General features: G+C 32.5%; 8 protein-coding genes and 1 tRNA gene. All 9 read right to left on the bottom strand.

Features of this window, described 5'->3' with window-relative positions:
- Positions 1-18: 18 nt before the first annotated feature.
- A complete protein-coding gene (locus tag FVE72_RS00400) occupies positions 19-2226 on the bottom strand; it encodes a PTS transporter subunit IIABC (RefSeq protein WP_026736821.1) in 2208 nt (735 codons plus the stop codon).
- 305 nt (positions 2227-2531) lie between these two features.
- Positions 2532-3302, bottom strand: a complete 771-nt coding sequence (locus tag FVE72_RS00395; protein ID WP_026736820.1) for a DeoR/GlpR family DNA-binding transcription regulator — start codon at positions 3300-3302, stop codon at positions 2532-2534.
- 23 nt (positions 3303-3325) lie between these two features.
- Complete coding sequence (locus FVE72_RS00390) at positions 3326-6394, bottom strand: alpha-amylase family glycosyl hydrolase (RefSeq protein ID WP_026736819.1); 3069 nt, start codon at positions 6392-6394, stop codon at positions 3326-3328.
- A gap of 63 nt (positions 6395-6457) precedes the next feature.
- Positions 6458-7831, bottom strand: coding sequence for an aminopeptidase (locus tag FVE72_RS00385; protein WP_146966288.1), 1374 nt, complete (start codon positions 7829-7831; stop codon positions 6458-6460).
- A gap of 76 nt (positions 7832-7907) precedes the next feature.
- On the bottom strand, positions 7908-8510 hold the full coding sequence (locus tag FVE72_RS00380; protein WP_026736818.1) for a hypothetical protein: 603 nt from the start codon (positions 8508-8510) through the stop codon (positions 7908-7910).
- A gap of 114 nt (positions 8511-8624) precedes the next feature.
- Complete coding sequence (locus FVE72_RS00375; RefSeq protein ID WP_026736817.1) at positions 8625-9980, bottom strand: glucose-6-phosphate isomerase; 1356 nt, start codon at positions 9978-9980, stop codon at positions 8625-8627.
- A 129-nt stretch (positions 9981-10109) separates the two neighbouring features.
- Entirely contained in the window at positions 10110-11855 is a 1746-nt protein-coding gene (locus FVE72_RS00370; RefSeq protein WP_146966286.1) for an acyltransferase family protein, read from the bottom strand.
- A gap of 5 nt (positions 11856-11860) precedes the next feature.
- Positions 11861-13288 (bottom strand): ATP-binding protein, encoded by a 1428-nt coding sequence (locus FVE72_RS00365; RefSeq protein ID WP_026736816.1) that lies wholly within the window; start codon positions 13286-13288, stop codon positions 11861-11863.
- Positions 13289-13447: 159 nt separating this feature from the next.
- Positions 13448-13522: transfer RNA gene (locus FVE72_RS00360), tRNA-Gln, on the bottom strand.
- Positions 13523-13771: the final 249 nt, after the last annotated feature.

The following is a 13771-nucleotide window of genomic DNA, read 5'->3' as shown; positions in this document are numbered from 1 at the left end:
ATTTTCAAATTTAGCAAGTTATTTTTTTATTATGAAGATTATTGCTTCTTCCCCTGCTTCAACATTTCCTTCTTTTTCTACCTGTATATTGTATCTTGCTTTATCTACATTCAGGAATGTTACAGGCGAAACCAGAGAAAATCCTGATTCTGTTATTATTTTTTTGTCTATTTCCCCGATTTTTTCTCCTTTTTTTACTTCATCTCCGACTTTTTTAAATAATTTTATTCCTTTTCCGTTTAATCCTACCGTACCAAGTCCTACATGCACTAAAATATTATGTTTATAATTGTCCTCTATAATAAATGCATGCTCGGTATCATAAATATTTATTATTTTCCCGTTTGTAGGAGCAAGAATTTCATTTCCTTCTATTTCTATTGCAAAACCGTCTCCTAAAACTTTTGTATTAAATATTTTATCGTTTATATTTTCAACATCGAAAATTTTACCTTTAAACGGTGCAACTATTTTATTTATTTCTTCCAAAGATTCATAATCTTCCAAAATACAGTCTTCACACAGACTTAACACTTTCAAATCTACATTTTTTATTGATTTTTCTTCTGCAAAAGAAGCTTCCATACCGTGTTCTTTAATTTTATCAATATATTCTGTCAGATTACTTTTTATTACCGATACCGTAGGACCGTAAACGACCTGTATTCCATTGCCTTTTTTAATAATTCCCATTGCTCCTGTCTGTTTTAAAATTCCGTCATTTACCAAGTCCATATTATATACCTGCATTCTCAGCCTTGTCGCACAACATGTGACATCCCCGAAGTTATCCAGTCCTCCTAAACCGTTTATAATCGCTTGAGATACAGTATCTTCAAGAACAACACCTTTTTTTCTTTCATCTCTCATTGTATTGTAATCATTTTTCGTATAAAGTTTAACTTCTTCAGTATCATCTTCTCTTCCCGGAGTTTTTAAGTTCCATTTCAAAATTACAAACTTAAAAAAGAAATAATAAACCGCAAAGTACAATACAAACACAGGTAATATCATAAGCCAGTTTGTTTTGGAATTGCCCGGTAATATTCCGAACAAAGTAAGATCTATCAACCCGCATGAAAATGTAGTTCCTATGGCTATTTTCAAAATACTCATCAATGCAAAAGAAAGTCCAGCAAAAATACAGTGTATTACAAACACAAAAGGAGCAACAAATAAAAATGTAAATTCTATAGGCTCTGTAATTCCTGTTAAAAAGCTTGTTAATGCTGCCGAAAACAGCAATCCTCCGACAATTTTTCTTTTTTCAGGTTTTGCACAATGATACATAGCAAGTGCTGCTCCCGGAAGACCTGCCATCATAAACGAATATTTTCCTGTCATAAATTTCGCAGCTTCTATACTGAAATGTTTTGTATTCGGTGAAGCCAATTCAGCAAAGAAAATATTTTGTGCTCCGTACTGCATTACACCGTCTACGACTGCACTTCCGCCCAGACCTGTCTGCCAGAACGGAATATACCATATATGATGCAGTCCGAAAGGAATAAGTATTCTCTCCATAAATCCGAATATGAATATTCCCACATCACCGGTTGACATAACAACACTTCCTATTGCATATATTCCTTGTTGAATAAAAGGCCAGATAAGGAAAGAAACAGCCCCTACAATTATATATGAAAATGTACAGACAATAGGTACAAATCTTACTCCTGAAAAAAATGAAATTGCTGCAGGTAATTTTGTTTTGTAAAATTTATTATGTAAAAATGCAACACCCAAACCGGTTATAATTCCCCCAAAAACTCCCATTTCTAAAGTTTGAATACCTAAAACCGTTCCTATCGCTCCGTTTAATACTTTTTCGGAAATTTCTCCCGAAGGTGATATTGTCCCGTTAAATACTAATAATGTTTTTATTGTAGTATGCATTATTATAAATGAAAGTCCTGCCGAAAGAACGGCTACTCCTCTTTCTTTTTTAGCCATTCCGAAAGCAACTGCCATAGCAAATATTAACGGAAGATTGGCAAATACAGCTAATCCTACATTATTCATAATTGTCAATACATAATTTAAAAATGTTCCCTGTGCCAGTAATTTTTCCAAATGATAATAAGCTATTGTTTTTTCATTTGTAAATGATGCTCCCAATCCCAGTAGCAATCCTGCTACCGGCAAAATTGAAACCGGCAAAAAAAATGCTCTTCCGATTGTTTGTAATGTTAAAAAAATTCGACTTTCTTTTTTAATTTTTTCCATAACAACCTCCAAATAAAATTATAATATTAAAATAACCTTTCTAAAACAAAACTTATTTTTTATTTCGTTTCATTTCATTTTATTTTTTCAATTCTATTATAACTCTATTTTTTGCAAAGTCAAGTATTTTTTTGCGGTTTTTTGCATTTTTTTTGAAAATGAACTTAAAAATATATACTTAAAATCTATAAATACCTATACTTTCAAGTTTTTATAAATCATAAAAAATAAAAAGGCAATAAGCCCTAATTTATCTTTAATATAGAGCCTTTGCCTTTAATATAACTTAAAAATCCGATGAATTCTTACAATAGATCCGTATCATCTTCAGAAAGTTTTTTTCTTATATCATTTGAATATTCCACTTTATTTTTTTCAGTTATTATTCCTGTAAATTCCTTTAGATTGGAGAAATTAAAACTCCCTGTTTCATTTATTTTTTTAGATTCCGTTACGAGAAAATTTTGTCCTGAAATATCCATAATCTTCCTTTTGGTATTTCCGTCATTTGCATCAAAATTCATTACTCTGCCTGTATCTATATCGATTCCTGCACAGCCGATAAAAGCCTTATCTGCATTATATCTTGAAATATTGTTTATTGCTTCCGAACCTATAATACCGCCTATTTCCTTATGATAATCCCCTCCCGCTATAATTATTTCTATTTGGGAATTTTTATTAAAAAGTGCAGCAATACTCGGCATATTCGTTATTATTTTAAGAGATTTATCTATCTTTGAAAGACGTTCTGCAGCCATATAATTAATACTTGAAACATCAAAAAAAATCACTTCTTTTTCTTTTATATGCGAAATTATTTTCTCCGCTATTTTTTCTTTTTGCTTTGTTCTGTTTATTATTCTGTCTTCAAGAGCAATAGTATGAACCAGCTCTTTAAGAAGAATTGCACCTCCGTGAGTTCTTCTGAGTTTTCCCTCTATTTCAAGTCTTTTCAAATCTTTTCTTATAATAACTTCGGAAACTTTAAATTTATGAGCCAAGTCATTTACTTTTACCTTTTTTTCCTTTGACAAAATTTCCAGTATTTTTTCCAATCTTTCATCTAAAAACATATTTTTTTCTCCATTTTTGCAATTTAATACCTGAACATTTTCATTCCGTTTACATTACTCCCGTTAATCCAACGTTTTAGAATTGTTCCCTGTTTTGCTTTCAATTCTATTTTCATTTTTCCTGTAGAACTTGTTTTTACAATATTTCCTCTTATCAAATCCATATATTTTTCATTCGGGTAATCGGTCTGTATTTCTATACCGGCACAGTCATTGAAAGAATTATTTATGGCCGTAATTATAGAACGTCCTTCATTTGCCCTTTCATAAGCTATGATTTCTCTTTCGTTATCCGCAACAAGTTCTTTAAATTTACCGTAAACAAGCACTCTGTTTTCCCGTCTTATTTTTATCAGTTTTTTATACCATTGGTAAAGGTCATTATCACGTATTTGAGGATATTCCTCTCCCTGATTTATATATGACGGATTTTTTTCATTATCGTACATAAATTCTTCCCAAAGCATAGGCTTTCTGCAATAAGGGTCCGTTGCTCCCCACATTCCCACTTCATCGCCGTAAAACAGCATCGGTGCTCCTATGTACGTCATCTGAAATATTGATATAAGTTTTAATATATCTTTCGGTTTAATCTCACTGTCTCTCCAGTTTACAGTCGTATTCGGATGATAATTTGATGCAAGATCGGGCCTTATCCCGTTATATCCTTTCTCCAGCTGTTTTCCCTCTTCGAGATTTCTTCCTATTCCGTCATTTACTATTCTCGAATAAAGTCTGTCGGTATCATGAGAACCGTTTAAATTCTGCGATGCCTGTAATGACTGAAAAGGATACCATGTTCTTTTTTCCCTCAATTCATTGAAAAAGTCCGTAGCTTTGAGCTTATATTTATCGCCGCCTTCTTTACTCTGATTTATAAAAAATCCTATAACCGTTTTCAGCCATTCGTAATTCATTACCGTATCAAATTTATTTCCTCCGTTTATATCTCCCGAAGCATTTCCCCATAATTCCGCAGTAATATATGAATCAGGCTTGCTCTCTTTTACCACTTCTCTCCATTCGAGCCAGAAATTCTGATTTTCAAGGCAGTTCGGCACATCCAGTCTCCAGCCGTCTATCCCGTCATCTTCCTGCCAGTTTTCTTTTGTTTCTCCGTCAGGTCCGTACATCCATTTTCTCGTTATGTTGAAAATGTATTCTTTATACTGCTGATTAAAAGTGTTAAATTCAGGAAGAGAGTTAAATCCTGCCCAAGCGTTGTATTTTATTCTTTTTTTATTTTCAATCATCGTTTCATAAGCCTGTTCGTCCGACATACTATCGGTTACAGGAACATACTGACTGAAATCGTTAAATTTATACCATTCTTTATATTCGGAATTTTCTCCGTCAGCCATTACCATATTAAAAGTCCAGTGTCTGTCACTACTGTGATTAAACACTCCGTCAAATATAACTCTTATACCGTTTTTATGAAACTCTTTTATTAAATCAGCCATTATAAGGTCAGATTCTGTCCACACCCATGTAGACGGATCGGCAGTTTCTCCGAAACCGTTTTTTCCTTTATTTTCTCCTTTGAGATTTACTTCAAGCAGTTTCAGTTCACTGCTGTTTACAGCATTTTTTCCTAAGACATCAATATATGATTTATTTCCGTATTTGTTGTTTTTGCCTATTTCAACATCATGCTTTTCTCCGCTCGTTCTTATTGTTCCGAAGTCAGGCGATATATGTCTGAAATCATTTGCTCCGTATTTGTGGTTCTGGTAAGAGAAAAATACAGGATTCAGCCATACGGCATTTATTCCCAGATCTTTTAAATAAGGAATTTTTTTCTTTATCCCTTCCAAATCTCCTCCGTACATTCTCGCATATTTCAAACTGTAGTTTATTCCCTGCTCGCCTAATTTTTCCCATGTAACCTGCTTGCTGAAATCGGCAGTCCATCTGTTTCTGTCAAATTTCCCATATAAATTGTTGTTTTTATTCCATTTATATTTTTCGATAAATCCGTTTTCGTGAAGCTCGTTTATTTTATAGGCTTCCGGTCCAAACTCATTGAAAACAGGGTCATTATAAGGGTTTCCGTTATAAAATCTGTCAGGAAAAATATTATACCAGACTGCTTCTTTGGACCATTCGGGAATACTGAATATTTCTATATCATCACGGGATGTTCTTATAGATATTCTTTTTGGCTTTTTATAACTCAAATCGCCGTTAAAATAAGCCTTTACTCCTCCGTCTTCAAGTACGAAAAAATACGATATTTTCTCTATTTTTCTCCCGAAATCAATTATTCTTTTAAAATAATCAAATCCGTTGGTATTATCCTTAAATCTTTCAAGTTCGTATATCATCTCGTAATTGTCTTCTTCATGAAGTACTATACTTATAAAAGCTCTTTCTACATCATTTGCCTGAGTCCTTATCGTAAATTCATACTCTCTGTCCGAAAGTTTATTAAAATACCTCAAGCTTTTGTAATTGTGAACTATCGCTTTCAAATCGATATTTTTATCAATAGCTTCGTATGAAAATTTACCCGTTCCTATATCTCCTGCATGAAACAAAGCTCCGTTTTCTCCGATTATGAGCTTTTTATTTTCATTTTCAGGATACCATTTCCCGTCAATGAGATATTTATACTCATAGACACCTTCAGGAATCGCCAAAACTACTTCATATATTGTTCCGTCCATATGATGAACAGGCTCTTCTTCAGGTGTCCAGTCATTGAAATTTCCCGATATTTCTATTGTATCGGCTTTTTCCAGTCCGAAATCCCCTATATCCAGTCTCATTCTGAAAAATTTCTTTTTGGACAGCACAAACAGCTTTTTATTAGGAATATATGACACAAGAATATCAATACCGTTTTGAAATCCCGTTATGGACTTTGGCGGAATATTTTCCTCTGCAACCGCTTCAAAGTCTGTTGCAAAAGGAGCAGTATGATTATAAGTAATTCCATATACAGTTCCCTTTTCATCTTCCAGCTCGAAGAAATAACTTCCTGCTTCTATATTGCTCCATTTATATATGTATGTACCGTTTTTTATCTGTTTTAACGTTTTTTTTGCATAAAATTTATTATTTTTATATATTAAAATACTGCAATTCATAATTTTCTCCCTGTTCCTCTCCTGAGTACCACTAATCAGAAAAAAATTATGATACTCTCTTCTTTATTTTAAATCAAAAAATACTCTGTATGCTCTGTATGTTTCATATAAATCAGCCTTAGACGATATTTCAAATAACGAATGCATAGATAAAACAGCAGGTCCCGCATCTACAGTTTTTATACCGTAATGAGCAAGATATTTTGCTACTGTTCCTCCTCCTCCTTCATCGACTTTACCGAATCCGCCGGCTTGATATTTTATTTTATTTTTTTCAAATAACTGTCTTATTTCCTGTAAATATTCAGCATCGGCATCATTGGCGGAAACTTTTCCACGACTTCCCGTATATTTTGCAAAAGCAAGCCCGTAGGACAGTCTTGCCACATTTTCCCCGTCGTGAACTGCTTTAAACACAGGATTCATTGCCGCAGTTACATCTGATGACAAAGCTTTTGAGTTCCACAATGTTTCTCTCAAAATCTGATCATTATAGTTTTTCTCAGTCATTGAAAGCATTTTTCCTATAATAAGTTCGGGCAAAGTGGCTTTCAAACTTGTGGAACCTTCACTTCCCACTTCTTCCTTATCAGTCAGATAAACCATTGCCGTTTTTTCAGGATTTTTCACTTCATAAATTGCTCTCAAAGAAGTATAAGCACATATTCTGTCATCCTGTCCATATCCGCCTATCATACTTCTGTCAAGACCTACATCCCTTAATTTTCCTGCAGGTACTATTTCCAGTTCCGCTGTGAAAAAGTCGTCTTCTTCTATTCCGTAATCTTTTTTCAGCTTATCCATTATCATCTGTTTAGTCTGTTGCTTTACATTTTTATCATTTACAGGCATATTTCCGAATAAGAGTTTGAGTTCTTCTCCCTGAATAGTTTCTCTTGCCTTTCTGTCATCCTGTATTTTATGAGCCAAATGAGGAAGCAGATCAGGAACACTGAATACAGGATCATTTTCGTCTTCTCCTATAGCAAGAGTTACTTTCTTGCCGTCTTTCAGATAAACTACCCCGTGTAATGCCAAAGGAGTGGCAGCCCATTGATATTTTTTAATTCCTCCGTAATAATGAGTGTTCAAAAGTGCAAACTCTTCATCTTCTTTTATAGGATTAGGTTTTAAATCCAGTCTTGGCGAATCCACATGTGAAACTATCATATTAATTCCGCTTTTTATGTCTTTTCCGATTATTACCGCAACTATATTTTTATCTCTGTTGTTATAATAAACTTTATCGCCTTTTTTCAGCGTCTTTTTCTTATTTATATCCGTAAATCCGTTCTCAATAAGTTCCTTTTCCGTTATTGCCACAAATTCTCTTTCTGTTTTTGCTACATTAAGATAGCTCTTGTATTCTTCGGCAAATTTAAAAATCTGTTTTTTTTCTTTTTCACTGTAACTTTTCCATAAATTTTCCCTTGTCATAGTACATCTCACCTTTCTTTTTGAGTTTATCATTTTACATCATTTTATATAATTTTTCAAGAACAGTTTTCCCGAACTAATCTTCCGAAACGAATATATAAGGATCTTTATTTTTCGCCATTTGTCTGACACTTATGTCGAAGTTTACCATTGTATCGAAAATACTGCTGTAAAGCTCCAAGTCTCTCAGAATATTTCCGTCAAACCATTCTTTTATTTTATTATAATGTTTATGTCTTTCGTGTATAAATTCGGTTTCTTTTTCCCAACTTTTGTTTTTTATTATTCCTTCAAGTTTTTTAAAATCTTCCGTCGACTTCTTTATAATCTCCTCGGATAATTTCCCGCTTCCCGTTATTCTTATTTCCTGAAATTCATTTACCGTATTTTCAACAGCTGATTTATCAAAAATTTCTTTTTTTACTTCTTTGTAAAGTTTATTAATCGTATTTCTCACTTTGATAAAATCTTCATGAGTAACAATTCCCATATTATACTCGGCAAAAAATGTTCCGAAGTCTTTATATACTTGTGCATAATCTTTTATTTTTTCTGGAAACAGGCTCTTTTCCGAACCAATTTTTTCTTTCTCCCGATCATTACCTTCGCTTACTTTTTCCCAAAGATTTTTTATTTCAGTCATATCTTTATTCATTTTCTCTATTAATGCTTTTTCCATCAGGCTCCTTCCGATTTATTCCGAAAATTTAAAAAACAAAAGAACTGTTTTTATAACGGGAAAATCTTCCGTTAAAATTTCTCCATTTAAAACAGCCTTTTGTCTTTATAATTTTTATTTCATATTTTTCAGTTTTTCTTCGAGTTTTTTACCTTCTTCTTCATATCCCGGTTTACCTAACAGAGCGAACATATTTTTTTTATATGCTTCCACTCCCGGCTGATCGAAAGGATTCACACCCAATAAATATCCGCTTACTCCGCATGCTTTTTCAAAGAAATAAAAAGCATAACCTAAATGATAAGGTGTAACTTCAGGTATATTTACAGTCAGATTCGGAACACTTCCGTCAATATGTGCCAATATAACTCCGTCTGTCGCCTTTTTATTTACATAATCCAATGTTTTTCCCGCTATAAAGTTAAGTCCGTCAAGATTGTCCTTATCACTTTCTATTGTATATTCTGATTCGGGAGACCCTATAGAAACTACCGTTTCAAACATTGTTCTTTTTCCTTCCTGAATATACTGTCCAAGCGAATGCAAATCAGCAGAAAAATCTACCGATGACGGATAAAGTCCTTTTCCGTCTTTTCCTTCGGATTCACCGAATAACTGTTTCCACCATTCGGAAAAATAATGTAATCTCGGCTCATAATTCACAAGAATTTCCACATCTTTTCCTTTTCTATGCAAAATATTTCTTATTGCCGCATACTGTAAAGTCTGATTTTCTTCAAAAGATCCGTTAGAGTAGTCATTCATGGCATCTTTTGCTCCCGCCATAAGTTCATCTATATTTATCCCTGCAGCAGCTATCGGAAGTAATCCTACTGCCGTTAAAACGGAAAATCTTCCTCCGACATTGTCAGGTACTGTAAATGTTTCATATCCTTCAGTAGTTGCAAGAGTTTTCAATGCTCCTTTAGATTTATCCGTAGTAGCGTAAATTCTTTTTGCAGCTTCTTCTTTTCCATATTTTTCTTCAAGGAGTTTTTTAAACACTCTGAAAGCTATTGCCGGCTCTGTAGTAGTTCCCGATTTGGAAATCACATTTACCGAAAAATCTCTGTTTCCCAATAAATCTATTAAATGATTCAAATATGTACTGCTCATATTTGTTCCCGCAAAATAGATTTCAGGAGTTTTTCTTTTTTCTTTAGGCAAATTATTATAAAAACTGTGAGATAAAAACTCTATTGCGGCTTTTGCTCCTAAATAAGAGCCTCCTATCCCTATTACAATTAAAACTTCCGAGTCGTTTTTTATTTTTTCTGCAGCTTTTTTTATTCTTCCAAATTCTTCTTTGTCATAATCTTCAGGTAATGAAATCCATCCTAAAAAGTCATTTCCCGCTCCGCTTTTTTTTGTCAGAACTTCGTTCGCAAGTTCCGTATAAGGTTTAATTTGATCCAGTTCAGCTTCATTAAAAAAGTTTTTCGCAAACTGATAACTAAAATTCAATTTCATAATAATTAACTCCATTTCTTATAAAATCTTTATTTTTAATATTTCTATATATTCAGTATACCAAAAATAAAAGTGTTTTTCAAATATTTCTTTAACTCTTTCCTTTTTTATTAAAAAAGGAAATAAAAACTACTTATTTTTACTTACTGCAGAATATACAAGATTAACATATTTTTTAGCAGCTGCGGGCTTAGGATGTACTCCGTCTTTATAAAAATATTCTTTTTCTCCTTTAGCATAAGAATACCAGTCTATAATCTTTACATTCCCGTAGTTTTTGGCAATATTGGCTATTTCTCTGTTTACTCTTTTTTCCCAAGGTCGTGCCACTACCGAATTTACAAAATACACATCGTGTCCTTCAAGTATTGCCATTGCTTTTTTTGCATCTTCATCTAAAATCGGACCGTTTGTTCCCAATGCTATTACAACTGTTTTCCCGAGTTTTCCCGAATTTTTAAATTCAGTCAGTAATCCCGCCAATTCTGAAAATTGCCTACCGATTTTCACGTCAATTATCGCATTAGGATATTTCTTCTCAAGTTCAGGCTTTGTCATTTCAAGGACCGAATCTCCTATAAACAGGATATTTCTGTCGTCAATATTTTCCGTTTTCTGCTTTTCTTCTTCCGATTTTTTTTCTTCCTTTTTCTCATCCGTCTTTTCAGTTTTTTCTTCTGTTTCTGTTACAGTCTCTTTTTCAATTTCTTTGACAGTTTCTTCTTTTATCTGTGCCTGTACTGTTTTCATTTCTTCCAAATCTTTATTTTTATACAAAGGAGCGAAAAGCAAAAGCATTATAATAATTCCCGGCATTGCATAATTCGGCACTTTTAAATTTTTCTTTTCAAAAATAAAATAACTTATTTCGGAAATTACTATTAAAATCAGTATTTCAAGGATAAATTGACTTAAAAAACCGACTTTTGACCATTTGAAAATTTCTCTCATAAATATCATCAAAGGATATTGCCATAAATAATAATGATACTCACGTCTTCCAAGCAACGACAAAACTTTCTTCATTCCTGATAAAAAAGGAATTTGTAATTTTCTCAATTTTATTTTTGTAAACAGTACTGCCGAAAATGCCGATAAAACACTTATAAAATATAATAAACCGTAATATCCGAGAGGATTTTTATAATCAACAGTTAAAGCAAATATCACCGAAAGAAAAATTCCTGACATTCCTGCCAAAAGGACTTTTATCTTTTCGGATTCTTTGCTTATTTCCCTTTTATTGTAAAACATTGCAACGGCAGCTCCGACAAAAAAAGTAAAAGCTCTTGTGTCCGTACCGTAATATATTCTCGAAATATCGGCACCTTTATAATATTTATAACCCATTAATAACGCCGACAAAACACTTATTCCAAAAAAAATAATCCCTATAAGCTCATCTTTCAGCTTGAATTTTTTCAACCCTTTCAAAATAAAAGGGAAAAAAACATACATTTGTATTTGAAAAGATAATGCCCATATATGAGTCAGCGGCAAAATTATATTATAGCTGTCAAAATACGATATTCCCGAGATTATCTGATGAATATTATTGAGTCCTATTACAGAAAAAAATGCACTGTTTTTATACTTTTCTTCCAGACCTCCGTTCATAATGATTAAAACTATTGTCGAAACAAGTATTACCGTAAGAAGGGCAGGATAAATTTTCGACATTCTTCTTTTTATGACATTAAAGCACGAAAAATCTCTCGATAATAACGAACTTGTAAATAAGTATCCACTTAATGCAAAAAATATAATAACTCCTACATACATTCCTTTATATGTAAACCAGTGATACAAGCAAATCATAATAAGAGCTGCAGCCCTTAAGACATCTATTTCCTCTATTCTTCTGTTTTTTTTCATATGTTTTAATTCTCCCTGTCTTTTTCAGCTTTTACTCTCCATTTTCCTTTTTTCAAGCCTTCTTCTCTCATAATTTTTTTATCCGATTTCAATTTATTGATATCTCTCTGAACAGTTCTTTCACTTACTTCCAATATATTGCTTAATTTTTTTGCAGTTATATCTGGATTCTTAGACATTTCCCGTAGAATTCTTTTATATCTGTCATTTATTTTAACGACATCTTTTACGACATCTTTTACGACATCTTTTACGACATCTTTTACGACATCTTTTACGACATAATTCAAATTCTTCAAAATTACCCAGAAATCTTTATTTGTAGACTTAAATTCAACATTTTTATCTTCAGAATAATTTACTGCATTATAATAATCTGATAATATTTTTTTAAGTCCGCTTCCCCTTCTTTCCATAAGGTTCATTCTGTTAAATAAATCTGCAATAACAGGATTTCTTCTTTTGGAAGGAATATTTTTAATATCGGAATTCTGAACAGTGCTTCCGTCAGGCATTCCTCCGGGAGAATATATCTCCATTCTGTCATCAAACATATCAATATGAATTTCACTGCCAAGTTCAGTATAATCTCTATGAATCAAAGCATTTACAATTGCTTCCTGTACTGCCCTTTCAGGATAGTCCGGCATTTCAATTCTGGTATCTTTTGCTTTTTTCCATTTTTTCTTTGAATTATTTTTTATAAAATCTATCGAATTTTCCAACAATAAGAGTAAGCTCCCCTTAAATTCTTTATCATCCAATGCTTCGTCACGTCCCGAAGCTTTATCCAATCCGTTCCATCTTGTACAGAAAACTCTGGAATGCCTGATTGAAGGCATATCCGAAAAAAGAATACCTGCATTTGTAAGTGATTTGTCATTATTCAGCAGTCCAAATGAAACAAAATCAGACTCTTCAAATTCATTTCCCGTTTTTAAATAATATACGGACCTTAATTTACTGAAAGACATATTGTCTATTTTTATATTCGTATTTAAAGAATCATATGTCATATTCATTCCTTTAAGTATTAATTGCTTTAAATCAGAATTTTTGGCTGTTACACTTTCATTTCCTATTCTTACATATGCAATACGATTACCGCTGTCCACAAAATAATACGGAGTTTCTTTCCCTTCATTTACATAAAGAAAAATGTAATTTTTACCTTCTTCACTAATATTTTCCATTCTTATTTCAGGAACAGGTTCTATCTTTGATTTAATAATTTCACTGATATATTCGCCGTCTTTTTTATAATCTTTCAGACCTTTAAGTTCGTCTTTATCCGAAATTCCGAAAATTAAAACTCCACCTGTCCCGTTTGCAAAAGCACTCACCGTTTTCAGCCAACTTTTCGGTTTATTTTTTTCAACCGCCTCTTTTTTCTCACATAAAGAATCTTCAGCAACATATTCCGATAACTTCATATAATTATCATTCCTTTCGCTTTAATAAAGTACAAAATGAGAATGATTCCCTCACCCTTTAATCACTAAAAATTATAACAAAAGCTTGAATAAATTACAATATAGAAAAAACTGCCGTTTTTATTCGGCAGTTTATATAATAACCATTTAATTTTAAAGTGGCTGGGCTGAATGGATTCGAACCATTGCATGCTGGAGTCAAAGTCCAGTGCCTTACCGCTTGGCGACAGCCCAATCTTAAATTTATCCTGATATTCACATCAAGACAAGTGATATTATATATAAATTTTGTTTTTTTGTCAAGACTTTTTATTAAAATTTTTCATAAAACTCAAATAGCTCAAATGAAAAAACATCGGATTTAATATTCAACTTCAAATATTAATCTACATTACAAAACAGCTTACATTTAACTTTTCAATAAATGTAAGCTGTTCTTTTCAACATGTCTTTACAACATGACTATACTTTATCTTTTTTACA

The sequence above is a fragment of the Pseudoleptotrichia goodfellowii genome, assembly GCF_007990505.1.
GTDB lineage: Bacteria > Fusobacteriota > Fusobacteriia > Fusobacteriales > Leptotrichiaceae > Pseudoleptotrichia > Pseudoleptotrichia goodfellowii.
This window is presented reverse-complemented; position numbering and strand designations above follow the sequence as displayed.

Coding starts and splice junctions, on each gene's coding strand:
- FVE72_RS00400 (WP_026736821.1), bottom strand. CDS start 2,226: ATGGAAAAAATTAAAAAAGAAAGTCGAATTTTTTTAACATTACAAACA.
- FVE72_RS00380 (WP_026736818.1), bottom strand. CDS start 8,510: ATGGAAAAAGCATTAATAGAGAAAATGAATAAAGATATGACTGAAATA.
- FVE72_RS00370 (WP_146966286.1), bottom strand. CDS start 11,855: ATGAAAAAAAACAGAAGAATAGAGGAAATAGATGTCTTAAGGGCTGCA.
- FVE72_RS00365 (WP_026736816.1), bottom strand. CDS start 13,288: ATGAAGTTATCGGAATATGTTGCTGAAGATTCTTTATGTGAGAAAAAA.
- FVE72_RS00385 (WP_146966288.1), bottom strand. CDS start 7,831: ATGACAAGGGAAAATTTATGGAAAAGTTACAGTGAAAAAGAAAAAAAA.
- FVE72_RS00395 (WP_026736820.1), bottom strand. CDS start 3,302: ATGTTTTTAGATGAAAGATTGGAAAAAATACTGGAAATTTTGTCAAAG.
- FVE72_RS00390 (WP_026736819.1), bottom strand. CDS start 6,394: ATGAATTGCAGTATTTTAATATATAAAAATAATAAATTTTATGCAAAA.
- FVE72_RS00375 (WP_026736817.1), bottom strand. CDS start 9,980: ATGAAATTGAATTTTAGTTATCAGTTTGCGAAAAACTTTTTTAATGAA.